General features: G+C 58.7%; 24 protein-coding genes. 12 read left to right on the forward strand and 12 right to left on the reverse strand.

Going from position 1 to position 23618, the window contains the following annotated elements; all coding sequences use genetic code 11:
* Positions 1 to 292: 292 nt before the first annotated feature.
* The 9 genes from BWI95_RS10635 to ampH form a co-directional block, all read right to left on the reverse strand.
* Positions 293 to 1132 (reverse strand): glycosyltransferase family 8 protein, encoded by an 840-nt coding sequence (locus BWI95_RS10635; protein ID WP_076769448.1) that lies wholly within the window; start codon positions 1130 to 1132, stop codon positions 293 to 295.
* Positions 1129 to 2511, reverse strand: coding sequence for a D-arabinono-1,4-lactone oxidase (locus BWI95_RS10640; protein ID WP_076769449.1), 1383 nt, complete (start codon positions 2509 to 2511; stop codon positions 1129 to 1131). Before BWI95_RS10640 ends, BWI95_RS10635 begins: the two co-directional genes overlap by 4 nt.
* A 109-nt stretch (positions 2512 to 2620) precedes the next feature.
* Positions 2621 to 3577, reverse strand: coding sequence for a D-2-hydroxyacid dehydrogenase (locus tag BWI95_RS10645; RefSeq protein WP_054804671.1), 957 nt, complete (start codon positions 3575 to 3577; stop codon positions 2621 to 2623).
* 85 nt (positions 3578 to 3662) lie between these two features.
* On the reverse strand, positions 3663 to 4199 hold the full coding sequence (locus BWI95_RS10650; protein ID WP_076769450.1) for a 2-oxo-tetronate isomerase: 537 nt from the start codon (positions 4197 to 4199) through the stop codon (positions 3663 to 3665).
* 57 nt (positions 4200 to 4256) lie between these two features.
* Positions 4257 to 4706 carry a DUF421 domain-containing protein gene (locus BWI95_RS10655; protein ID WP_023478242.1) on the reverse strand — a complete coding sequence of 150 codons (450 nt, stop codon included), beginning with the start codon at positions 4704 to 4706 and terminating at the stop codon, positions 4257 to 4259.
* A gap of 10 nt (positions 4707 to 4716) precedes the next feature.
* Positions 4717 to 5217, reverse strand: a complete 501-nt coding sequence (locus BWI95_RS10660) for a hypothetical protein (RefSeq protein WP_054804673.1) — start codon at positions 5215 to 5217, stop codon at positions 4717 to 4719.
* A 626-nt stretch (positions 5218 to 5843) separates the two neighbouring features.
* A complete protein-coding gene (gene olsF, locus BWI95_RS10665) occupies positions 5844 to 7562 on the reverse strand; it encodes a bifunctional ornithine lipid synthase OlsF (RefSeq protein WP_076769451.1) in 1719 nt (572 codons plus the stop codon).
* A 272-nt stretch (positions 7563 to 7834) separates the two neighbouring features.
* A complete protein-coding gene (gene hemB / locus BWI95_RS10670) occupies positions 7835 to 8806 on the reverse strand; it encodes a porphobilinogen synthase (protein ID WP_076769452.1) in 972 nt (323 codons plus the stop codon).
* 118 nt (positions 8807 to 8924) lie between these two features.
* Entirely contained in the window at positions 8925 to 10082 is a 1158-nt protein-coding gene (gene ampH / locus BWI95_RS10675) for a D-alanyl-D-alanine-carboxypeptidase/endopeptidase AmpH (protein WP_054804558.1), read from the reverse strand.
* A 190-nt stretch (positions 10083 to 10272) separates the two neighbouring features.
* Here ampH and BWI95_RS10680 point away from each other — a divergent pair, with 190 nt between their 5' ends.
* The 3 genes from BWI95_RS10680 to BWI95_RS10690 all read left to right on the forward strand — a co-directional run bounded on the left by BWI95_RS10680 (position 10273) and on the right by BWI95_RS10690 (position 13269).
* Positions 10273 to 10806 (forward strand): isochorismatase family protein, encoded by a 534-nt coding sequence (locus tag BWI95_RS10680; protein ID WP_054804559.1) that lies wholly within the window; start codon positions 10273 to 10275, stop codon positions 10804 to 10806.
* 120 nt (positions 10807 to 10926) lie between these two features.
* A complete protein-coding gene (sbmA, locus tag BWI95_RS10685) occupies positions 10927 to 12147 on the forward strand; it encodes a peptide antibiotic transporter SbmA (RefSeq protein ID WP_076769453.1) in 1221 nt (406 codons plus the stop codon).
* 12 nt (positions 12148 to 12159) lie between these two features.
* Positions 12160 to 13269, forward strand: coding sequence for a DUF1615 domain-containing protein (locus BWI95_RS10690; RefSeq protein ID WP_054804560.1), 1110 nt, complete (start codon positions 12160 to 12162; stop codon positions 13267 to 13269).
* Here the strand turns inward: BWI95_RS10690 and BWI95_RS10695 are convergent.
* Complete coding sequence (locus BWI95_RS10695) at positions 13266 to 13577, reverse strand: DUF2755 family protein (RefSeq protein ID WP_054804561.1); 312 nt, start codon at positions 13575 to 13577, stop codon at positions 13266 to 13268. The two genes, BWI95_RS10690 and BWI95_RS10695, sit on opposite strands and share 4 nt — an antisense overlap.
* Positions 13578 to 13845: 268 nt before the next feature.
* Here BWI95_RS10695 and BWI95_RS10700 point away from each other — a divergent pair, with 268 nt between their 5' ends.
* The gene (locus BWI95_RS10700; RefSeq protein ID WP_054804562.1) at positions 13846 to 14064 is read left to right on the forward strand and encodes a DUF2754 family protein; all 219 of its coding nucleotides are present in this window, start codon (positions 13846 to 13848) and stop codon (positions 14062 to 14064) included.
* 3 nt (positions 14065 to 14067) lie between these two features.
* On the opposite strand, the gene ddlA is transcribed toward BWI95_RS10700, so the two are convergent.
* Positions 14068 to 15168, reverse strand: a complete 1101-nt coding sequence (gene ddlA, locus BWI95_RS10705; RefSeq protein ID WP_076770305.1) for a D-alanine--D-alanine ligase — start codon at positions 15166 to 15168, stop codon at positions 14068 to 14070.
* Between the two features lie 104 nt (positions 15169 to 15272).
* Between ddlA and BWI95_RS10710 the strand changes: the two genes are divergently transcribed.
* The 6 genes from BWI95_RS10710 (at position 15273) to BWI95_RS10735 (ending at position 21405) form a co-directional block, all read left to right on the forward strand.
* On the forward strand, positions 15273 to 15956 hold the full coding sequence (locus tag BWI95_RS10710; RefSeq protein ID WP_054804563.1) for an extensin-like domain-containing protein: 684 nt from the start codon (positions 15273 to 15275) through the stop codon (positions 15954 to 15956).
* Between the two features lie 170 nt (positions 15957 to 16126).
* The gene (locus BWI95_RS10715) at positions 16127 to 17323 is read left to right on the forward strand and encodes a multidrug efflux MFS transporter (RefSeq protein ID WP_076769454.1); all 1197 of its coding nucleotides are present in this window, start codon (positions 16127 to 16129) and stop codon (positions 17321 to 17323) included.
* Positions 17324 to 17514: 191 nt separating this feature from the next.
* Positions 17515 to 17775 carry an anti-adapter protein IraP gene (gene iraP, locus BWI95_RS10720; protein ID WP_076769455.1) on the forward strand — a complete coding sequence of 87 codons (261 nt, stop codon included), beginning with the start codon at positions 17515 to 17517 and terminating at the stop codon, positions 17773 to 17775.
* 101 nt (positions 17776 to 17876) lie between these two features.
* Positions 17877 to 19292, forward strand: coding sequence for an alkaline phosphatase (gene phoA, locus BWI95_RS10725; protein WP_054804565.1), 1416 nt, complete (start codon positions 17877 to 17879; stop codon positions 19290 to 19292).
* Between the two features lie 90 nt (positions 19293 to 19382).
* Complete coding sequence (gene psiF / locus BWI95_RS10730; RefSeq protein WP_042712197.1) at positions 19383 to 19703, forward strand: phosphate starvation-inducible protein PsiF; 321 nt, start codon at positions 19383 to 19385, stop codon at positions 19701 to 19703.
* A 178-nt stretch (positions 19704 to 19881) separates the two neighbouring features.
* A complete protein-coding gene (locus BWI95_RS10735; RefSeq protein ID WP_054804566.1) occupies positions 19882 to 21405 on the forward strand; it encodes an FAD-dependent oxidoreductase in 1524 nt (507 codons plus the stop codon).
* A gap of 37 nt (positions 21406 to 21442) precedes the next feature.
* On the opposite strand, the gene proC is transcribed toward BWI95_RS10735, so the two are convergent.
* Positions 21443 to 22249 (reverse strand): pyrroline-5-carboxylate reductase, encoded by an 807-nt coding sequence (gene proC / locus BWI95_RS10740; RefSeq protein ID WP_042712193.1) that lies wholly within the window; start codon positions 22247 to 22249, stop codon positions 21443 to 21445.
* Between the two features lie 130 nt (positions 22250 to 22379).
* Here proC and BWI95_RS10745 point away from each other — a divergent pair, with 130 nt between their 5' ends.
* Both BWI95_RS10745 and aroL read left to right on the forward strand, forming a co-directional pair.
* Positions 22380 to 22841 carry a YaiI/YqxD family protein gene (locus tag BWI95_RS10745; protein WP_054804567.1) on the forward strand — a complete coding sequence of 154 codons (462 nt, stop codon included), beginning with the start codon at positions 22380 to 22382 and terminating at the stop codon, positions 22839 to 22841.
* Between the two features lie 214 nt (positions 22842 to 23055).
* A complete protein-coding gene (aroL, locus tag BWI95_RS10750; RefSeq protein WP_054804568.1) occupies positions 23056 to 23580 on the forward strand; it encodes a shikimate kinase AroL in 525 nt (174 codons plus the stop codon).
* The last annotated feature ends 38 nt before the right edge of the window (positions 23581 to 23618 follow it).

Below are 23618 nucleotides of genomic sequence, written 5' to 3' on the forward strand. Positions count from 1 at the left end.
CGGTTCGCCGATTTCAGCGGGGACACAACCCCTCGCTGTGAAATCTGAGCTAAAAACAAAGTCGGTGTCGCTGAAAGCGCGTTTTGGTAGGCCGGATAAGGCGCAGCCGCCATCCGGCAATCGGTGCCGCGGAGAAAATGCCGGATGACGCGTACCGCTTATCCGGCCTACGCGGTTTCAGGGGCTTCGTTACCGTAGGCCGGATAAGGCGAAGCCGCCATCCGGCAGTGGTGCGGCGGAGATAATGCCGGATGGTGCGTAACGCTTATCCGGCCTGGAGATTTCTCAATAATTACGCTTCAACGTGGGCATGTTGCCACCACATTTTGTGCAGATCGTAATATTTATCGCCCGGTTCGGGGTATTTGTCCCACGGTTTGTCGATGATGTAATGGATATTCTTCACCCGTGAAAGATCCCACATCTGCGGGTGCTGCTTCGGCAGGGTTTTCAGGGCGTTATATCCATAATGCAGCGGCAGCCAGCGGTCGCGGAACACCTCGTTGAGGAAATCCTGCTCGGCGAAAACCCACTCGGCGATATCCTCTTTCGCCGCCAGCTTCGCCATCATCGCGTCATAAACGTCGCGATCCGGCGTCAGCACCAGAAAACCACCGTTCAGGTAGTTATCGACCGAGGCCGGAGGCGCGGCGTTCATCTGCGCATCCTCAACCCAGCTGTAGTAGCAGTTATCCGGCTGCCAGCTGTCGGGATAGGTAGCAATATGGTTCGGATTGCAGCGGCAGGCGTGGCAGGCAGCAAGCGTCCCTTTGGCGAGCGGCAGTTCGAACACCTCATCCATGTTCTGCACCACCAGCATATCGGCATCAAGAAACGCGACGCGCTGATACTCCGTCAGCGTCCAGACCGCCAGCTTGCTCCACACTTCGGCGAAACGGGCGTTGGCGTAGCGGTGGGCAAGGGCAGGGTTCGGGCCGACGATCGGCACTTCGCGCACTTCACACCCCTGCGCCTGCAGCTGCTGGCGCGTGGCGGCGTCGATGGTCTCCGTCACCATCACCACCAGCGGCCACGGCGAGCCGCTGTCGCGCAGCGACTGTTGCAGCGCTTCCACACCGGGAAGGTAGCCCGGCTGCGTTAATAGCGTGACCCAGGCGAAGGCGGCGCTCATGACAGCACCTCCGCCATAAAGCGGTTCATAAACTTACCGTCCGGATCGAAGCGGCGGCGCACGGCTTTAAACGCCTCAAACTGCGGATAGAGCGCGGGCCAGTTGTAGAGCGACGGGTCAAAATATTTGCCCCAGTGCGGTCTGCCGCCCTCTTCGGCGAGCAGCTGTTCTGCGGCGCGTAAAAAAGCCGTTCCCTCTGCGGAGAGCGATCCATCTTCAGCGTAGTAGACGACAAAACCGAAGAAGCAGGTCGGTTCCCCGCCAGCCGGGCTAAGCCAGGCGCTGGAGGCCCCGGTGCAGCGCAGAATAATCGGGTAGTGCATATGCGGCTGCGACTCGCTGTGCCACGCTTTCATGCGCGCAATCACTGCCGCAACGCGCGACATGGGAATGCCGATCTCAATATTGATCTGCGGAGTGGCGATGCCGCGGCAGAAGACCTGGTAGATATCGCCAATCACATCCGTGAAATCTTTAAAGCGCGTAACGGTGCGAAACGGTTTGCCATTCTCATCGACAATGCGGGTGTCATCGCGCATCTGCGCGAGGGTTTTATCCACCGTGGCATTCATCTGCTCGTCGGTCTCCTCCATTTCGACCAGCTCGCCGTGGTTGTCCCGCCACAGTGCCTGCTCCTCGGCGGTCGCTTCGCGCGCGTTCCAGGTGTGCACCTTGTTCTCATCCGGGAACCACCACGCTTTGCTGAAGGTCCACTCGTCGTTCCACGCGATCAGATCCTCCGCCAGGTTATCGGCGTTGCCCGCGCTCTTAAAGCAGGTATAGAGCGTGGAAGGGCGGGTGCGCAGCGTCACGGCGGTGATCACGCCGAGGGTGCCGAGCGCCTGCTGTGCGGCGTCAAAGGCCGCATCGTCCCGCTCAATATCGTGCGCTTCACCGTGGGCATCAATCAGGCGAATGCTGAGCGCTTCATCAGCCAGCGAGCTCTGCCCCATGCCCTGGCCGTGGGTGCCGGTCGACACTGCGCCCGCGAGGGTTTGTGAATCGATCACGCCCGGTGAGGCGTGCAGCATGCGGTTCATGCTGGTGAGGGTCTCAAACACCTCATGCAGCACGGTTCCGGCGGCAAAGGTGACGCTCTCATCGCTCACCGCCAGCACGCCGCGCAGGCGCGAGAGGTCAATCAGCGTATCGCCCGGCTCGCTTAATTTCAGCATTCTGCCCGGCGACATGCGGCTGCCCATCACGCGTATGCGCCCCTTTGCAGCAGCAATCATCTGCTGCAACTGCGCTTCGTTTTCCGGTGTTGCAACGGCCTGAGCGGGGGCCAGCGTGGCGTTTTTCGCCCAGTTTACAACGACGTTTTCATCAGAGGTTTGCTGTGGCAGGCGAGGTGGAAAAAGAGCCTGTAGCGTTGTCATTGGCATCTCCTTGCGCAATATTTTTGTAATGATTTATCAAGCGTAGCTCATCATGTAAAAGTGTGACGCATGTCGCTTATTTTCGTGCGATCTGGCCATCCTGATGCGACTAATCGACACGATTTTGTGGTTCGCCGGTGATAAACGCCCGCACGTTTTCCACCGTGGTGGCGAGAATGCGCCCGCGCGCATCGACGGATGCCCAAGCGATATGCGGCGTAATAATGCAGTTTTTCGCACTCAGCAGCGGGTTGTCCGCGCCAGGCGGTTCACTGCTCAGCACATCCACCGCGGCCCCGGCAATGCGCCCTTCGTTAAGGGCGGCGGCGAGATCCGCCTCGTTAATCAGATCCCCGCGCGAGGCGTTCAGCAGCAGCGCGCTGCGCTTCATCTTCGCCAGCGCCTCGCGGTTGATCATCCCCTTGGTCTGCGGCGTCAGCGGGCAGTGCAGGCTGATAACATCCGCCTCGGCGTAAAGGGTGTCGAGATCGACATAGCGGAGTTGCGCGCTCTCCGGCAGCGGGCGCGAACGGGTAGAGTGGGCGAGCACCGTCATGCCCATCGCCTGGGCGATGGCACCAAACGCCTGGCCGATGCGGCCATAGCCGATGATACCGACGCGTTTCCCCGCCAGCTCGATCATCGGTTGCAGCCAGTAACACCAGCTTTGTGACTTGCTCCAGCCGCCAGCGTGCACATCGGCGTCGTGTTCGCCGACGCGGTTGCAGAGCGCCAGCAGCAGCGCGGTGGTAAATTGCGCCACCGTGGCGGTGCCGTACGTTGGCACATTGGTAACGACAATTTGTCGGGCGCGGACAGCCTCAAGATCGATAATGTTGTAGCCGGTGGCGGTCACAGCGATACATTTCAGCCGCGGGCAGTGGGCGAGCAGGTCTTCGCTAAACGCCACTTTATTGGTAATGGCGATATCCGCATCGCGCAGGCGCTGCGCGGCTTTATCGGCCGGGGTGGTGTCATAAACCGTGACTTCGCCCAACGCATGCAGTGGCTCCCAGCTGAGATCGCCGGGGTTAAGCAGACCGCCATCCAGCACAACTATTTTCATCTTTTCCCCATTCGGTCATGAAAGTGATGCCATAAAAAAGCCGGACCCTATCGTCCGGCATTCGCACACAAGAAGCAAATTGCAATCAATCACTTAATAGCGTTATCACGCCTGAGAGGGCATATTTCACCGCTTGCTCAATCACCTCTTTGGTATCGCCCTCGAAGAGACATTTGACGGTGACCGGTTCACTATCCGGCAGGCCCCAGCCAAACCACACGGTGCCGGCGGGGGTGCCATCTTCGCCGCCGTCGGGGCCAGTGTAGCCGGTCACGGCAATGCTGACCGGCTCGTGGCTGGCGTCGCAGGCGCCTTGCGCCATTTCGAAAGCCGTCTGCTGGCTAACCGCCGTCCAGCGCGCCAGCGTCTCTTTGTTCACCTGCAACAGCGTCTGTTTCGCTTCATCGGTAAAGGTGATAAACCCGCTGCCGTAAAACTCCGGCGTGCTTTCGCAGGCGCAGAGGGCGGTGGCGATCTGCCCGCCGGTGCAGGACTCGGCGGTGGTGACGCGCAGTTTTTTATCGCACAACAGCGTGCCGAGCCGGTCGGCCAGATCGCTGATCTCAAGCTTTAACAGCGGCGCGACGCGCTCACTTTGTAATGTGGTGGTTTCACTGTTCATATTACTCCCTTCCATCCGAAAGAAAATTCTGCCTGGCAAAAGTATAGCAGCGCACTTTTAAGGCGAATTTTTCGGAATGATCGAGATATGACCATTGCGCTCAAGGATGGCGAATTTAATCTCTGCGAGGTCGACAATGCCCTGGTTATTGCGCGCCGAGAGCATAATATCGGCGCGGGAGATATCCGCCTCGCGCATCTTCTCCGGCAGCATTTCACCGTTCTCGACCAGCACCACCGGTGTGCCGTCGATAAAGTTTTCTGCCCCTTTCACGTACTTCTTCAGCTTGCCAAACAGAATATCCACTACCACCAGCGTGATGATGGTCAGCGCCGCGCCGGTGACGGAGAAGTCGTTGCCGAGCAGCGCCTGCTGCGTCGCTTCACTGATGATCAGCAACAAAATGAGATCGAAGGAGGTCATCTGCAACAAGGCTCGCCGACCAGCGATTTTGAATACCACCATTAACACCAGATAGATCGCTACCGCGCGTAACACCATATCCATCGCCGTCTCCTCAGGGCCAGATAAACTGTTTCACCGCCAGCTGGGTGGTGTCATTTAACGAAAGTCGCAATTCGCTGCTGCCAGGGGTTTGCGGCGTCAGTCCGAGCCAGACGGTGAAGGGTTGATCGGGATGAGGACGGGCATACTCCAGCACCAGTTCGCCGTTCTGGCTGGTCATCTTTTCCGGCTGCGGTTGCAGGGTGCGGATCTCAAAATCCTGCATAAAGTTGCCGCCGAGGATAAAAACGGTGCGGCGTTCGTTTGAGGCGTGGGCGGTGAGTTGCATATCGATATCGCTTTGCAGGCGGGCGTAGCGGTCATACTGCACCGTCAGTTTGCCATCAATGCTATGGGCGCTTCGCGCGCTGAGCCACCCCTGGGAAAAGAGACCGAGCAGCCCGGCGATCACTACCGCAAACAATATTACGGAGCCAATGCGCTGCACCTTTGTTTCAACATGCAGCCAGAACGGGCTGTCAGCCACCGGATAGCGGTGCGACTTCTTCTCCATCTCTCCTCCACGGTGTCGGTGGAAACCACGTAAAGAGAGTGTAGATGAGGCGGGGGCCATGCGGTAACGAAGCCGCTCCGATCCCGTAGGCCGGATAAGCGTAGCGCCATCCGGCAATGGGTTTGGATTGGTGGAATGGTTCCGTTCACCAGGCACTGGGGAGTTTCATTAATCTCTTATGCGGTGAACGGGACAAGGGGGGGACCGCTCCCCCCTTGTCAATCCCCTCGGCCCCGCGAGGAAATCGGTGCTGCGCACTGCGCTCACCTCCCGCGTGCCTGACTGCGGCCGGCTCGACTCGACTTGCTCACCCCTACGGGGATTCGCTCCCTGTCTCGGTTCGCCTCTGTCCGCCATCCATGGCGTCCAGACCTTGTCATTCACGCTTCGGTTCGCCGATTTCAGCGGGGACACAACCCCTCGCTTTCATATTGCAGACAAAAGCAAAACCGGTATCGCTGGAACTGCGGTTTTGTAGGCCGGATAAGCGTACGCGCCATCCGGCATTATCTCTGCGGCACCGATTGCCTGATGGCGGCTACGCCTTATCCGGCCTACGCGGTTTCAGCGGATGTGGTTTTGTAGGCCGGATAAGCGCCAGCGCCATCCGGCAATCTGCGAGGAACTTACCCCGCTTTCTGCTGCACCTGATGCACACCAATATAGCGCTCGTAGCGGTTCGCCTTCAGCCGCGTCAAATCCACCAGCACCAGGCCGTCGACGCAGTTACTGAAATCGGGATCGCTACCGAAGTCGATAAACTGCACGCCGCCGGGCTCGCCCAGCTCGGAATACTGTTTATAGAGCGGGGGAATGCCGCAGCCGAGATTACCAAGCAGCGATTTCAGCCGCGTCAGATCTTCGGTGTAATCCTCGCCGGTAAACTGCGCCAGCACCTCGGGCAGGGTGGCGGGGCAGGGGCGGCGCGACGACGCAAGCGGCCAGGCAGCGGGGAACCAGAGGCGATAGAAGGCAATCAGCAGATCGCGCGCCGCAGGCGGCAGGCCGCCGGAGATAGAGACCGGGCCAAAGAGATAACGGTATTGCGGGTAGCGCGCCAGATAAGCGCCAATCCCCGACCAGAGATAATCGAGCCCGCGACGACCCCAGTAGCGCGGTTGAATAAAGCTGCGCCCCAACTCAAGCCCTTCGCGCAGCACCTCCGCCATACGTGCATCGTAGTGAAACAGGCTATGGCTATAGAGCCCCTCCGGCCCCTGCTCGGCGATAAGCTGCGCCGTCGGCATAAAGCGGTAAGCGCCGACGATCTCCAGATCGGCATCATCCCAGAGGATCAGGTGCAGGTAGTGATCATCGTAGCGATCCGTATCGCGCCGTTTGCCGCTCCCTTCACCCACCGCGCGAAAAGCGATCTCGCGCAGCCGCCCCAGTTCGCGCAACAGCGGTGCATCCTCCTGGCCGTTGCGCTGCCAGAGATAGATTGTTTTGCCGTCCGGCGTGCGGCCAAGGCACTCGGCGCGGCTCAGTTCGCGGCGCAGGGTGGCTCTGTCTTCCGGCCGGGCGATGGCGCATTCGGTTTTGAACGTGCCGGGCACTCCCTTGCCGAGACGCAGAAGATGCTGGCGACACTTCTCGGCCAGCTCGCGCGGCGCGAGGGCGGTAGTGTGCCAGTTCTCCCAGGGAATGCGCTGACCGAGGGTGAGCGGCAAGCTGCTGTTACGGCGGCGAAACATCTGCTGCATCAACAGCAGCAGCGGCAGGGTGTCTGAGAGCAGGGCGCTGGCGTAAAACAGCGCGCTGTTGCGGGCATCGATCCACGCTGGCAGCAGCGGGGCGCGGAACTTGTTCGCCAGCTTGATAAACCCGGCGTGCCAGCGTTTATCGCGAATCCCTTTGCGGGTCAGGCGCGACACTTCGCCCGCCGGGAAAAAGATCAGCACGCCGCCGGATTGCAGCTGGTTTTCCATCTGTTGTAGGGCCGATTTGGTGGTGCGCCCGCCGATATTGTCCACTGCGATAAAGAGCGAACTTAAGGGTTCGAGGTGGCTCAGCAGGCGGTTAGTGACCACTTTGACATCGCGGCGCACGCGCGAGACGGCATACATCAGCGCCAGCCCATCCAGCGTACCGGTCGGGTGGTTGGCGATAATCACCAGCGGGCCATGTTCGGGGATTTGTTCGAGGCAGTGAGCGGGGATGGTACAGCGAATTTGCAGATGGTCGAGGACATGTTCCACCATATCCAGCCCTTTCAGGTGGCGGTGCTGGGCGGCGAATTGCTGGAACTCCTGTTCGTAAAGCAGACGCCTGAGCAGGTTCTTTTGCCAGGGTGCCGGTCTGGCCTGCGGCCAGAGATCCTCAAGTACATTGTCGAGACTAAACATGGCGATTTCTCCTCCCGTCTTGCCGCTGACAGTAGCGGGAGAAGATGACGCTTACATTTCATTACAATGACGTTATGAGCATTTATTGCAGGCCGGATAAGGGGCAAGCCGCCATCCGGCAGGGGGGAGTGCGGTGAAATGCCGGATGGCGCTACGCTTATCCGGCCTACAAAGGCAGGACAGACGAACATACGGTAAAGCGGGCCACGAATTATGTAGGCCGGATAAGGCATAAGCCGCCATCCGGCATTGCAGAAGGCAGAGCGGGAAAATTAAATCAGGCCGCGTTCGGCGAGATCGAGGGCGAAGTAGCTGAAGATCAGATCCGCGCCTGCGCGTTTTATGGCGCCGAGGCTCTCCATCACCACTTTATCTTCATCGATCGCACCCGCCTGGGCGGCAAACTTGATCATCGCGTACTCACCGCTCACCTGGTATGCGCCCAGCGGCAGTTCGGTGCGCTCACGAATATCACGCAGAATATCGAGGTAGGCCCCCGCCGGTTTCACCATCAGGCAGTCGGCGCCCTGCGCTTCGTCGATCAACGATTCGCGGATCGCTTCGCGGCGGTTCAGCGGGTTCATCTGATAGGTTTTACGATCGCCTTTCAGCGCGGTACCGGCCGCTTCACGGAACGGGCCGTAGAAGGAGGAGGCGAACTTGGTGGAGTAGGACATGATGGCGGTATCTTTAAAGCCCGCCGCGTCCAGCGCCTTGCGAATCGCCTGCACCTGGCCATCCATCGCTGCCGATGGCGCGATAAAGTCCGCCCCGGCTGCCGCAGCAACCACCGCCTGCTTACCGAGGTTCAGCAGGGTTGCGTCGTTATCGACGCCGTGTTCGCACAGCACGCCGCAGTGGCCGTGGGAGGTGTATTCACAAAAACAGGTATCGGACATCACGATCATCTCCGGTACCGTCTCTTTACAGATGCGCGACATGCGCGCCACCAGGCCGTTCTCCTGCCAGGCATCGCTGCCGGTGTCGTCGGTATGGTGTGAAATACCAAAGGTCATCACCGAGCGGATACCCGCTTTAGCGATACGTTCAATTTCACGGGCGAGATACTTTTCCGGAATGCGCATCACGCCGGGCATGGCGGAGATCGCCTGGTAATCATTCAGCTCTTCTTCAACAAAGATCGGCAGCACCAGGTCGTTTTTGCTCAGTGTTGTCTCTTCAAACAGGGCGCGCAGCGCAGGGGTTTTACGCAGGCGGCGAGGACGGGTGATTAAATCGGTCATGATATGCCTAAGATTTATGGAACAGATGGCGGCATTGTAGCCGAAAATATAATCCCCCGTTTTACCAAAATCGCCGTTAAGCCACAGGCAGGCGGCAATGCGCCTGCCTGTTACTTCATCAGGAGGCGGGGATCGCCACCGGTTTATTGTTGCTCAGCTCACTCACCAGATCGTTCATGCCGTCGCTCATATTGGTAAATTTGGTCAACGGTGAACGGGTGATAACCACGAACACGCCAACGTTATGCTGCGGCACCATCGCCATATAGGTGATAAACCCACCGCCGCCGCCGGTCTTCTGAATAATCCCCGGGTGACCCTCTTTCGGGGCCATATAGACCCAGCCGAGACCGAGGGCGTCGGCTTTACCCGGTACATCCATTCCCACCACTTTCGTCAGGCGTTCGCGCGGGTAGATCAGCGTCTGCATCCGGTCGGCCTGCGTATCGCGGTGGTAAAAGTCGGAGGAGAGGAACTGCTGCATCCAGCGCATCATATCGCCGGGCGTGGAGTAGACGCCGCCGCTGCCAATCGCCGCCAGCGTGTTGTTGCACGGGCTGGCGCCTTTTTCCGCCACCATCAGCCGTTTGCACTGATCCGGCGACGGGGTAAAGGTGGTGTCTTTCATGCCCAGCGGGCGGGTGATCTGCTCTTCAAACAGCTGCGGATAGGGTTTTCCCGCCGCGCGCGCCAGCGCATCTGCCAGCAGATCAAAGGCCAGGTTGGAATACGCCGCCTGGGTGCCCGGCGCGGTTTTCAGTTTGGCGGTGGCAAGCCAGTTCCAGCGCTGCTCGCGCGTCGGCCAGACAAACACCGGACGCACCGCTGCGCCGCCGGGCTGTTCACGCGGCAGGGCGCTGGTGTGCGTCGCCAGGTTAACCAGCGTGATCGGCGCGCCCTGGTAAGTCGGTACGCGCGCGCCAGGCGGGGCATATTTACTTAACGGATCGTCAAGGCGCACGCGGCCCTGATCGAGCAGCTTCACCAGCATCTCACTGGTCATCAGCTTGGAGAGCGAGGCGATGCGCACCACCGAGTCGAGCTGCGGGCGCACATTGTTGCCGGGACGGGTTTCGCCGAAACTGCGAAAGACGCGCTGGTTGCCGTCAATCACCACCATTGCCATGCCGGTTGCGCCGCTGCCATAGAAGATATGGTTGGCATAACGATCGACAATTTCAGAAGCAAACACCGGGTCGGGGGATTGCTGCGCCGCCCGGACGCTGGTCAGGCCCAGCGCACACCACATCGCACAGAGAAGCAGACAACGTTTCAACGAAAGGATCCATTAATCACGGGGAAAGATAGAGCGTATTTATACTACTTGCGTGCCGTTGCAAAGGGGCGAAAAGCGGAATGTTTCGCCCTAATCCGTAACGCCAGGTAAATAAGAGCATTTTTTTCTGTCGACCGCCGCCGCCGTGGGCTGTGGTAAGCTCCGTTTTTCGCCAAACAGGAGGCAGGCAATGGTTGCTCAACGGGTAGTGATGGTGGTCGATATGCAAAACGGCGTGTTCGCCACACCGCGTCATCAGCGCGCGCAGTGCGTCGCGCGGATCAATCAGCTGACGGCGGTGGCAGAGACCGTGATCTTTATCCAGCATGCCGAAGCGGGCGGGCTGGAGGAGGGGAGTGAAGGTTTTGCGCTGCTGCCGGAGTTAACCCAGCCAGCCAGCGCCTTTTACGTCACCAAAACCGCCTGCGACGCCTTCTATAAAACCGGGCTGGAGGCGCTGCTGCGTGAACGGGCGATCGAAAGCTTTGTTATCTGCGGCTGTGCAACGGATTACTGTGTCGATACCACGCTGAAAAACGGTGCCAGCAAAGGCTTCGCGATTACCGTTGCGGAAGATGCTCACACCACTGCTGACCGCGCGGCGGCGAAGGCGACCACGCTTATTGACCACTACAACGAGGTGTGGCGCACGCTCATCGTGCCGGACAACCCGGTGCAGGTGAAAAGTGTCGATACAATTGTTTATGACTGGCAAAGCCACTAAACGGTTAACCTGAGGTCTGATTAAACGAGCCAGCGCCGCACCCGCGGCGCTTTTTTGTCGCTGGCCGCGAGCATGACACAGCACACGTCGTAAAGAATAAGAAAGACCCAGGAGAGCACTATGTTTCGTTCCTTTTTCCCCCGGCCGACGCCCTTTTTTGCCTCGGCGTTTATCTGGACGCTTCTCGCCATTGTTTTCTGGCTGGCAGGCGGCGAGCGCTGGTTGTTACACCTGACCGGCATATCAAGCGAGGTGCCAATCAGCGCCGCGCGCTTCTGGAGCCCCAACTTTCTGCTCTTCTACGCCTACTACGCGCTCTGCGTCTGCCTCTTCGCCGCTTTCTGGTATATCTACTCGCCCCATCGCTGGCAGCGGTGGTCGATTCTCGGCACCGCGCTGATTATCTTCGTCACCTGGTTTCAGGTGGAGGTGAGCGTCGCCATCAACGCCTGGTATCAGCCCTTTTTTGATCTGATCCAAAAGGCGCTTACCGCGCCCAATACCGTGCCGCTGGAGAAATTTTACAGCGGTAGCGGCGTCTTTTTGGGCATCGCGCTGATTGGTGTGACGGTGGCGGTGCTGAATAACTTCTTCGTCAGCCACTATGTGTTCCGCTGGCGCACGGCGATGAACGAATACTATATGGCGCACTGGCAGCAGCTGCGCCATATTGAGGGCGCCGCGCAGCGTGTGCAGGAGGACACCATGCGCTTTGCCAGCACGCTGGAGGATATGGGCACCAGCTTTATCAACGCCATTATGACTCTCTTTGCCTTTCTGCCGGTGCTGATTGCGCTCTCGCCTCACGTGCCGGAGCTGCCGCTTATTGGGCATGTTCCTTACGGGCTGGTGTTTGCCGCCATCGGCTGGGCGCTGTTTGGCACGCTGGTGCTCGGCGTGGTGGGCATCAAGCTGCCCGGTCTGCAATTTAAAAATCAGCGCGTCGAAGCGGCGTACCGCAAAGAGCTGGTCTATGGTGAAGATGATGCTGAACGTGCGCGGCCGCATACGGTGGTGGAGTTGTTTAACGCCGTGCGTCGTAACTACTTTCGGCTCTATTTCCACTACACCTATTTCAACGTCGTGCGCATTCTCTATCTCCAGGTTGACGCAGTGTTTGGCCTGGTTATGCTCTTCCCGACGCTGGCAGCCGGGGCGATTACCTTCGGGTTGATGCAGCAGATCACGAACGTCTTTGAACAGGTGCGCAGCTCGTTCCAGTATCTGATCACCTCGTGGACGACACTGGTGGAGTTGATGTCTATCTATAAACGTTTGCGCAGTTTTGAGCGTGAGGTCGATAATCAGGAGTTCGTTCCTGTCGCCTCTCAGTGCCATTAACAAAGGAAGGTTATGTCTTACGTACCCCGTTTTAGCTGGTTGCTGGCGGCGCTGATTGTCGCCGGGTGTAGTTCGCAGGGCTCGCTCTATGATAAAGAGGCCGCGAAGGAGCCTAAAAAGGCGAAGGCGCTGGATGTCGCAAGCGTGGTGCGTAACACCATTCCCGCGAGCGTTAAAGATCGCGACGGCTGGGCTGAAGATCTGGCGACTACCTTTAAAAGCCAGAAGCTGCCGCCGACGCTGGAGAATATCTGCTCCGTATTAGCGGTGGCGCAGCAGGAGTCCAACTACCAGTCCGATCCGGTGGTGCCGGGGCTCAATAAGATTGCCTGGAAAGAGATCGACAAGCGCGCCGGGCAGCTGCATATCCCAGCGCTGCTGGTGCACACGGCGCTGAAAATCCCGTCGCCCAACGGCAAAAGCTACAGCGAGCGGCTTGATAAGGTGCGCACCGAACGCGAGCTGAGCGCGATCTTCGACGACATGATCAATATGGTGCCGATGGGGCAGACGCTGTTTGGCTCTTATAACCCGGTGCACACCGGCGGGCCGATGCAGGTGAGCGTCTCCTTTGCCGAGCAGCACACTGACGGCTACCCGTGGGAGATGTCCGGCACCGTGCGCCAGGAGGTCTTCAGCCGCCGCGGCGGATTGTGGTTCGGCACCTATCATCTGCTTAACTACCCGGCCAGCTACAGCGCGCCTATCTACCGCTTCGCCGATTACAACGCCGGCTTCTACGCCAGCCGTAACGCGGCGTTCCAGAACGCAGTGAGCAAAGTGACGGGCATTAAGCTGGCGCTGGATGGCGATCTGATCCTTTATGGCAGCCGCGAAGCGGGCACCACCGAGCGTGCAGTACAGACGCTGGGCGCGCAGCTTGCGATGAGCGATCGGGATATTCGCCGCCAGCTTGAGCGTGGCGACAGCCAGGAGTTTGAAGAGACGAAGCTCTATCGGGAGATTTATCGCCTGGCGGACAAGCGCAGCGGAAAAGCGCTGCCGCGCGAGATGCTACCGGGGATTCAGTTAGAGAGCCCGAAAATCACGCGTAACTTAACCACGGCGTGGTTTGCGAAACGCGTTGACGATCGTCGGGCCGCTTGCATGGCGCGCAATTAGCGCAGATTGTGGCTACGCCAGCGCAGGACGAGGAAGATCACGCCCAGAAACGCGCTGCCGGCGATAAACGGCACAAGACCGAAAATCGTGCCTACGCCCATACCCATCTCAACGTGGGGACGGGAGACGTCCTGCGTCTGCATCAGGTGTTCAAACACGCCAGGCGCGTGCACCAGCAGATTAAGCAACTGCGCGCCTGCCCAGAAGCAGAGCAGTACGAAGACGGCGTAAGCAATATTACCCGGTCTGGAGGTGTCTCGTTTTTTCGCGCCCTTAGTAAAGGGTTTTGATAGGGTAAAATCAGCCATAAGACCTCCGGTACTCGTTACTTTTAAACGCTCAGGGAAGATAGGCTCAGAGCCGTAACTCCTGGTTAGTTTGGCACCAGTCCCGCTTTGTCAACATCAGAATGGTGATAATTTCGGAGCGGGAAGGATCCCAGGGAAGCGTTTTTTGTGAGTCATCACATTTTTGTAACGTATTAATTATTTCAGTAACATTTCGGAATTACCGCACAGCACACACTCTCAGCCCGCGCGCTGTGCGATGATGCGCCCTTTACCTGCTGGAGTTGTCATGAAGCTGCCTGAGAAAATTCGCCGTGACTGGCACTACTACGCGTTCGCGATCGGCCTGATCTTTATTCTCAATGGCGTGGTCGGGCTGCTGGGATTTGAAGCAAAAGGGTGGCAAACCTATGCCGTCGGGCTGGTGACCTGGCTTATAGGGTTCTGGCTGTCGGGGCTGATTATCCGCCGCCCCGCGCAAAATGAGGCGACGGAAAGTACCGAGTAACGCTTAATCGTTCATGGAGATCTTCAGCGCGCTGCTTTGCTGGTGGCGCTCCAGCGCCAGCTCAATCAGGCGGGTGATCAGCGCGCTATAGCTGATGCCGCTCGCCTGCCACAGTTTCGGGTACATGCTGATATTGGTGAAGCCGGGCAGGGTGTTGATCTCATTGATCACCACGTCGTTGTCCGGCGTCAGGAACACATCCACCCGCGCCATCCCTTCGCAGCCCAGCGTTTTATACGCTTCAATGGCGATCGCGCGGATCTTCTCGTTGGTCTCGGGATCGATGGCGGCCGGCACCACAACCTGCGCGCCCTGATCGTCAATGTATTTGGTGTCGTAAGCGTAGAACTCGCTGTTCAGCACAATTTCACCGCAGGTGCTGGCCTGCGGCTCATCATTGCCCAGCACCGCGCACTCGATCTCGCGCCCGACGATCCCTTTCTCTACTACCACTTTTTTGTCGAAAGCAAAGGCCAGACGCAGCGCGTCAACATACTGCGCTTCGTTGGTTACTTTGCTGACGCCGACGGATGAGCCCTGGTTGGCGGGTTTAACAAACAGCGGCAGGCCGAGTTGCGCGGTCACGTCGCTAAAGCTGAAGCTGTCGCGGTTGGCGCGCGTCAGGGTGATAAACGGCGCGATGGCCAGACCGGCGTCGCGCAGCAGGCGCTTGGTGATGTCTTTATCCATGCAGGCTGCGGACGCGAGCACATCGGAGCCAACAAACGGCAGGTTGGCGAGGCGCAGCATCCCCTGCAGGGAGCCATCTTCGCCGAGCGTGCCGTGAACGATCGGGAAAATAACATCAACATTCGGCAGCGGCGAGCGGTTATCCGCCGCAATCAGTTGTTGTTCGGCGACGCCCGGCACCAGCGCCACGCTGTTGTCCGACGGATTCAGCGCGATACGCGCCGGATCGCTGGCGTTTTGCAGATAGTTCTGCGCATCGCTAATATGCCACTGCCCTGATTTATCAATACCCAGCAGCACCACTTCAAAGCGCGATGTATCCATCGCATCGACAATGTTCTTCGCCGACTGTAACGACACTTCATGCTCCGCCGATTTGCCGCCGAAGACGACCCCTACCCGCAGTTTTGCCATTTCAACAATCACTCACACTGATGAGAAAACCCATACGATATCACGTCAAAACGCACGATTCGCGGCCTTCTGCCATAATGTCTGGAGAAAAAAGAGGAGGAGAGGTGAGCGGGAAGAGCCTGATCGTAATCGCTATTCTTATCGGCGGCGCCTATGCGGGCTACCGCGCGCTGCCAGCGTGGTACAACCCTTTTGCCCCGCTTCAGCTGAGCGATCCGCCGGGGCGCATCACCCAGTTCAAACTGCGGCGCTTAACGCCTGAAGCGTGCGCCGCGCTGCTGAAGCAGGCGAATCAGCAGCGGCTTATCTCCTCCGTCGCGGTGGCGGACAGCGGCGGCGACTGCCCATTAACTAACGTAGTGCGGGTTAAAGATTTCGGTGCCGTGAAGCTGAGCAGCAGCTTCCTGGCGAGCTGCCCGCTGGCGCTCAGCTCGGCGCTGTTTGTCGAGCAGCAGGCGCGGCCACTAAGCCAAACGATGATGGGCAGCGCCTTAACGCGCATCGATCACGTCGGCAGCTACGCCTGCCGCAATATCTACAATCGCGCTGATGCGCGGCGCAGCGAACATGCCAGCGCGGAAGCGCTCGATATCAGCGCTTTCAGGCTGGCGAATGGCGAGCAGGTTTCTGTCCTGCGCGGCTGGCGGCAGACGCGTACACAACCCTGGCTGCGCGCGATGCTTAGCGCCAGCTGCGGTTATTATGGTAATGGCCTCGGGCCGGAGTATAACGCCGCGCACGCGGATCATTTCCATCTCGGCATGCGCGGCTACGGCCTCTGTCGCTAAGCATATCGCGCTTAGCATTTACGGTTTTTCTCCGCGCGCCTGCGCCATTAGGCGTGGGTTGAGAGATAAAACTCCAAAGTGCGGCTAAGCGCATATCTGGTAACTTATCGCTGGCGCATTCTTGCTACCCTATGCGCCGTTTTTTTAAACCTGAGTGATTACGCGTATTTATGGAATCCTGGAAGGTCAATCTTATCTCGGTGTGGTTCGGCTGCTTTTTTACCGGGCTTGCCATCAGCCAGATTTTGCCGTTTCTGCCGCTCTACGTGGCGCAACTGGGTGTGACCTCGCACGAGGCGCTGTCGATGTGGTCAGGGCTAACCTTCAGCATCACTTTTCTCATCTCGGCGATTGTCTCGCCGATGTGGGGCAGCCTGGCGGACCGCAAAGGGCGCAAGCTGATGCTGCTGCGCGCTTCGCTGGGGATGGCGATCGCCATTCTGCTACAGGCCTTCGCCACCAACGTCTGGCAGTTGCTTCTGCTGCGCGGCGTAATGGGGCTGACCTCCGGTTATATTCCTAACGCGATGGCGCTGGTCGCCTCGCAGGTGCCGCGCGAGCGCAGCGGCTGGGCGCTCAGTACGCTCTCCACGGCGCAGATCAGCGGCGTGATCGGCGGCCCGCTGATGGGCGGTTTTCTCGCTGACCACTTAGGCCTGCGCACGGTGTTTATCATCACCGCGATGCTGCTGATGGTGAGCTTTCTGGTAACGCTGTTCCTGATTAAAGAGGGGGGCAGGCCGAAGGTGAAGAAGGGCGAGCGCCTCAGCGGTAAAGCAGTCTTCTCGACGCTGCCCTATCCGGCGCTGGTGATCAGCCTCTTTGTCACCACCATGGTGATCCAGCTCTGTAACGGCTCGATTGGCCCGATCCTCGCGCTGTTTGTCCAGTCACTGTCGCCCGATACCGCCAATATCGCCTTTCTTAGCGGGCTTATCGCCGCGGTTCCCGGCGTGTCGGCGCTGCTCTCGGCACCAAGGCTTGGCAAACTGGGCGATCGCATCGGCACCTCGCGCATTCTGTTAGCAACGCTCGCCTGCGCGATTGTGCTCTTCTTCGCCATGTCCTTTGTTACCTCGCCATTGCAGCTTGGCATTCTGCGCTTTCTGCTCGGCTTTGCCGATGGCGCGATGCTGCCCGCCGTGCAGACGCTGCTGCTGAAGTACTCCAGCGAGCAGGTCACCGGGCGCATCTTTGGTTATAACCAATCCTTTATGTATCTTGGCAATGTTGCTGGCCCGCTGATGGGCGCCTCGGTCTCGGCGATGGCTGGCTTTCGCTGGGTCTTCGCCGCCACGGCGGTGGTGGTGCTGATTAACCTGATACAGCTGGCACGGGCATTTCGCCGCGTGCGGCAACCACGCTAAACGCAGGCCGGAAATAGATCTCCGGCCTGCGCCTCCTGGTTCTTTATATACTTCCCAACCCGCGACGCCGTTATTTCCCCAATGACCTTACTAACAGTGTGAATTAAAGCGCAAAAATAATAGATGCATCTCCTTTGCAACTACTAAATCGAGTGCTAACTTCATGCAACATCTCAAAAGGAAATAGCGCCATGAAAAATCTCATTGCTGAGTTATTGGTCAAGCTTGCGGAGAAGGAAGAGGAGTCGAAGGAGCTGGTCGCCCAGGTTGAAGCGCTGGAAATTGTCGTCACCGCGCTGCTGCGCCAGATGGCGGCCGCCGAGCAACAGTCGCTCATTTTAAGCGTTGAAGGCGCGCTGGCAGAGGCTCTGCCGGACGATCAGCCTTTATCCAGAGACTCAGAGCTGCTGCAAGAATACGTAAAAAAGCTTTTAAGGCACCCTCGCAGTTGAGCCCGCGTTAGCATGTAACATCTGTCATCTCACTGTCATCTGGGCTGCCTATAGTCGCTCTGTTTTATTTTCTTTAAGTATTTGTACATGGAGAATATTAAGTGAAACAGAGCGCGTTATATCTTGCACTATTATCCCTGCTTGCCTCGCCTGCTATTTATGCAGAATCATCTGTAGCGCCGGTTCTTGAAAGCCGCGCAGCTCACGGCGATATTTCCGCGCCCGGTGGCGCACGCCGTTTGACGGGCGACCAGACTGCCGCCCTGCGTGATTCCCTGAATGACAAGCCAGCCAAAAATATTATTCTGCTGATTGGCGACGGCATGGGCGATTCCGAAATTACCGCCGCGCGAAATTATGCCGAAGGGGCGGGCGGTTTCTTTAAAGGTATTGATGCGCTGCCGCTGACCGGCCAGTACACCCACTACTCGCTGGACAAAAAAAGCGGTAAACCTGATTACGTCACCGACTCTGCCGCCTCGGCGACAGCGTGGAGCACCGGCGTAAAAACCTATAACGGTGCGCTCGGCGTCGATATCCACGACAACGATCATATGACCATCCTTGAGATGGCAAAAGCCGCCGGTCTGGCGACGGGCGACGTCTCCACTGCTGAATTGCAGGACGCGACGCCTGCCGCACTGGTCTCCCATGTTATCTCTCGCCGCTGCTACGGCCCGACGGTGACCAGCGAGAAGTGCGCGCTTAACGCGCTGGAGAAGGGCGGCAAAGGCTCGATTACCGAACAACTGCTGAACGCGCGCCCGGACGTGACGCTCGGCGGCGGGGCAAAAACCTTCAGTGAAACCGCCACCGCCGGTGAGTGGCAGGGCAAAACCCTACGCGAGCAGGCGCAGGCGCGCGGTTACCAGCTGGTGAACGATGCCGCATCGCTTGCAGCAATCAGTACAGCCAATCAAGATAAACCGCTGCTCGGCCTGTTTGCCGACGGTAATATGCCGGTGCGCTGGGAGGGACCGAAAGCCTCTCTGCATGGCAACCTGGATAAACCTGCCGTGACCTGTACGCCAAACCCGAAACGCACCGACAGCGTGCCGACGCTGGCGGCGATGACGGAAAAAGCGATTGAACTGCTGAGCAAAAATGAGAAGGGCTTCTTCCTGCAAGTGGAAGGGGCTTCGATTGATAAACAGGATCACGCGGCGAACCCGTGCGGCCAGATTGGTGAAACTGTTGATCTCGACGAAGCGGTACAGAAAGCGCTGGAGTTTGCGCGTAAAGATGGCAATACGCTGGTGATCGTCACCGCAGACCACGCCCATGCCAGCCAGATCATCCCGGCAGATACCAAAGCACCAGGCCTGAGCCAGGCGCTGACCACCAAAGATGGCGCGGTAATGGCGATGACCTACGGCAACTCGGAAGAGGAGTCGATGGAGCATACCGGCACGCAGGTGCGCATTGCGGCGTACGGCCCGCATGCAGCGAACGTGGTGGGGCTGACGGATCAGACCGATCTCTTCTACACCATGAAAGCGGCGCTGAGCCTCAAGTAAGGGCTGCCCGGCGGTAAATCTTTGCTGCCGGGTGGTTTTTTCGCCAATTAGGACCATCCTTAAAGAGTTCATTGACAGAAGGATGGCGCTATGAAAATCACACTCCTCGTTACTCTTATCTTCGGTGTGCTGTTTATGACGGCGTTAAGCGCTGCCGAGAAAACACTGACCCCGCAACAACAACGTATGACGCTCTGCAACCAGCAGGCTAAGGCGCAGAACCTTGGCGGCGATGCGCGCAAGAGCTACATGAGCGACTGCCTGAAGAGCACCAAAACCGAGCCGGGGCAAAAGAGCCTGACACCGCAGCAGCAGCGGATGCGCGAATGCAACGCCCAGGCGACGCAGCAATCCCTGAAAGGCGATGACCGCAGTAAATTTATGAGCGCCTGCCTGAAAAAAGCGGCGTAATCCTCCCCGCGCGGGCGTACATCGCGCCCGCATACTCACCGTGTTTCTGCCGTTGTGTTGCTCCCCGCTTAATCTCTGCCAGGCTTAATTTGTGAGCTGTGTTGTCTTTTTTTCCTTTGCGAGTGTACGTCGCCAGACGTTACGCCCGTTTTGCCACACCAATACGGGAGCAAGAGTAATGAATTATCAATATGTTACCGACCTGAACGATCTGCCGGAAAACCAGCCGGTGAAATTCGATGTCGATGGCACCTCGCTTATCCTCATCCGCACCTTAACCCAGGTGCGCGCGTTCCAGAGCCGCTGTCCCCATGCCGGTGCGCCGCTTGAGCAGGGCGCAGTATGCGATGGGCGGCTGGTCTGCCCGTGGCATAAAGCCAACTTCGATATCACTAACGGCGAGTGGTGCGAGCCGCTGGCGCTGCAAAACCTGAAGCAGTATCCGGTGCATATTGAGCAGAACCGCGTACTGGTTAACCCGCGTCCGCTCTCGCCGACTACCCACAACACCATTCGTGGCGATGGCCCGCAAACGGTAGTGATCCTCGGGACCGGCGCGGCCGGTAGCTCGGCGGCGGTGACGCTGCGCGACGCCGGGTTTAACGGCCATCTGATGCTGATCGATAAAGAGAGCGAAGCGCCCTATGACCGCACGGCGCTAAGCAAATTTGTGCCGTCAGGCAAGATGAAGATCAGCGAAGTGCCGCAACTGCTGGATAAGGCGTTCTATGCCCAGCCGGGGGTGGAAAACATTGATCAAGAGGTGACAACGCTTGATGCTGAAGCGCATCAGCTGACGCTCGCCGACGGGCGTGAAATTACCTTCGATAAACTGCTGCTGGCGACCGGTGGACGCCCCGTCTGGCCGGAGATTAGCGGTAACCAGCTGGCGGGCGTGCATGTGCTGCGTGATATCCACCAGGCGCAGACGCTGCTCAGTGAAGTGGAAGATGAGCAGCAACTGGTGATTGTTGGTAACAGCTTTATCGCTATGGAGCTGGCGGCGGCGCTGCGTAACCAGGATGTCGATGTCACCGTCCTGTCGCGCCATGCGCTGCCGTTTGTGCCACAGTTCGGCGAAGAGATTGGCCGCCACTTTATGCAGTTGCATAAGCAGAATGGCGTCAAGTTTGTGACCGGCGAGCCAGCGGAGTTGCAGGGCGATAAGCACGTGCAGCGCGTGGCGCTGAAAGATGGTCGTACCATTCCGGCGCATGTGGTGGTGTTTGCCACCGGCGTAGAGCCTTCGACCGATCTGGTGGGCGATCTGCCCCACGAAGAGGATGGCAGCCTGACGGTGGATGAGTATCTGCGCGCCGCGCCCGATATCTGGGCGGTGGGCGATATCGCCACCTATCCGGCACCGGAAGGGCCTCGACGCATTGAGCACTGGCGCGTTGCGCAGCAGCAGGGGCGCATTGCGGCGCTCAATATGCTCGGTGAATCACAGCCCTTTGATCGGGTGCCCTTCTTCTGGACTACCCACTTCGGCACGCGTTTTGAATACCTCGGATATGCCCGCGAGTGGGACAGCATGAAGATGCTGGGCTCGTTTGAGAATAAACGTTTTGCCGTGCTCTACGGCCAGGAAGGGATGCTGAAAGCGGTGCTGAGCTGCGGCGAGAACACTGCCACGGCGGAACTGGTGCTGAAAATGCAGGAGCCGCTGACCATGCGTGCGGCCAGCGAACTCCTCTCGTAACGTTCGCGCCACGGTCTTATCGCCGTGGCGCTGCCTTTTACGCGCTCAGTTTTTCCGACTTCGCCATACAGGCGGCCATCGCGTCCATCACCGCAGCGCGAAAACCCTTATCTTCCAGCACCTTCACCGCTTCGATGGTGGTGCCGCCCGGCGAGCAGACCATATCTTTCAGTTCGGCAGGGTGTTTACCCGTTTCCAGCACCATCTTCGCCGAACCCATTACTGCCTGCGCAGCAAATTTATAGGCCTGCGCGCGCGGCATACCGCCCAGCACGGCGGCATCGGCCATCGCTTCGATAAACATAAACACATACGCCGGAGCCGAGCCGCTGACGCCGACTACCGGGTGGATCATCCCTTCGGCAATCACTTCCGCTTCGCCAAAGCAGCGGAAAATGGTCAGCACATCGGCGGTATCTTCAGACGTCACCAGCGCATTTGGCGTGATGGAGGTCATCCCGGCGTTAACCAGCGCGGGGGTGTTCGGCATCACGCGGATAATTTTGCGGTCGTGGCCCAGCGCGCGCGCCAGCTGATCGAGCGTTACGCCCGCCGCGATGGAGACCACCAGCGTCTCTTTGTTCAGGCTGGAGGCGATATCGCTAAGCACTTTCACCATGATGTTCGGCTTCACGGCGCCAAAGACAATATCGGCGATCTGCGCCACTTCCTGCGCGCTTTGCGCGGCGTTAATGCCATACTCCTGTTGCAGGGCGGCGACCTTATCAGGCGTTGGCGTGTAAACCCAAATCTGCCCCGGTTTCACCTCGCCGCTGGCGATCAGCCCGCCGAGAATCGCCTTACCCATGTTACCGCAGCCGATAAAACCGATTTTCTTTTCCATCACGTCCCTCTCTGCTTGTTATTGCATGTGATTCATAGCTTAACGCGCTTTTCCGGCGAGGGCGAAAGGATCTCTGCTTTCCCCGGCGGGCAATTAAAGGGACAATGCGCCGAAACAAAAAGGAGTCACCATGGCGATATGGGTTGATGCGGACGCCTGTCCGAATGTGATTAAAGAGATTTTATTTCGCGCTGCGGAGCGGACACAGACGCCGTTAACGCTGGTCGCTAACCAGAATCTGCGCGTGCCGCCCTCGAAGGTGATCCGCGCGCTCAGGGTGCCGGCAGGCTTTGACGTTGCCGATAACGAAATCGTACGCCTCTGCGCGACGGATGATCTGGTGATCACCGCCGATATTCCGCTGGCGGCGGAGGTCATAGCAAAAGGGGCGGCAGCGCTTAACCCGCGCGGTGAGCGCTACACGGAAGCGACCATCCGCGAGCGGCTGACCATGCGCGATTTTATGGATACGTTGCGCGCCAGCGGCATTCAGACCGGCGGCCCGGACTCCCTCTCGCAGCGCGATCGCCAGCAGTTCGCCGCGCAGCTCGATAAGTGGCTGCTTGAGCGCCAGCGCCGCCAGACACCGTAACCGGGCTTGTCAGTTTTTATCACTTCCAGTAAGGTTGCCGCTACAGGTGATGCCACGGAAACTTTACAGCCTCAATGGCTGCGCCAGAACGTTCTAATGCACAAAATTGGGAGTGTGTAACGTTACTCTTACGCAGCACGCGCCGTTGGTTTAGTGCTATCATCGCCATCTTATTGTTGTCCCCCAACCGGGGGCCTGGAGGAACAACCTGCTCATGACGCTACCCATCTTTCTCATCGGCGCACGCGGCTGCGGTAAAACCACTGTTGGCCGGGCGCTGGCGCTGTCACAGGGCTTCCAGTTTATCGATACCGATAGCTGGTTGCAGGAAGAGGCGCAGCAGACCGTTGCGCAAATCGTAGAGCAGGAGGGGTGGGCCGGTTTTCGCGCCCGCGAAACGGCAGCACTTGAAGCCGTGACCGAACCCGCTCTGGTCATCGCCACCGGCGGCGGCATTATTCTCAGCGACTATAACCGCCGTTTTATGCGCGAGCACGGGCGCGTGATTTACCTCTGCGCGCCGGTCGATGTGCTGGCAGGACGGCTGGAAGCCTTTCCGCAAGAGGGGCTACGCCCTACGCTGACCGGCAAGCCGATCAGCGAAGAGGTGAGCGAAGTGCTCGCCACCCGCGATGCGCTTTACCGCGATGCGGCACACTTTGTGGTGGATGCCGCGCAGCCGCCGCTGGCGGTGGTGGCAGAAATTGAGGCGGCTTTACGGCTGGCGCGCGCCAGTTAGCGAAACGTTTGACTATACTTATCTCTCTAACCACAAAA

The sequence above is a fragment of the Kosakonia cowanii JCM 10956 = DSM 18146 genome (assembly GCF_001975225.1).
GTDB classification, from domain to species: Bacteria; Pseudomonadota; Gammaproteobacteria; order Enterobacterales; family Enterobacteriaceae; genus Kosakonia; species Kosakonia cowanii.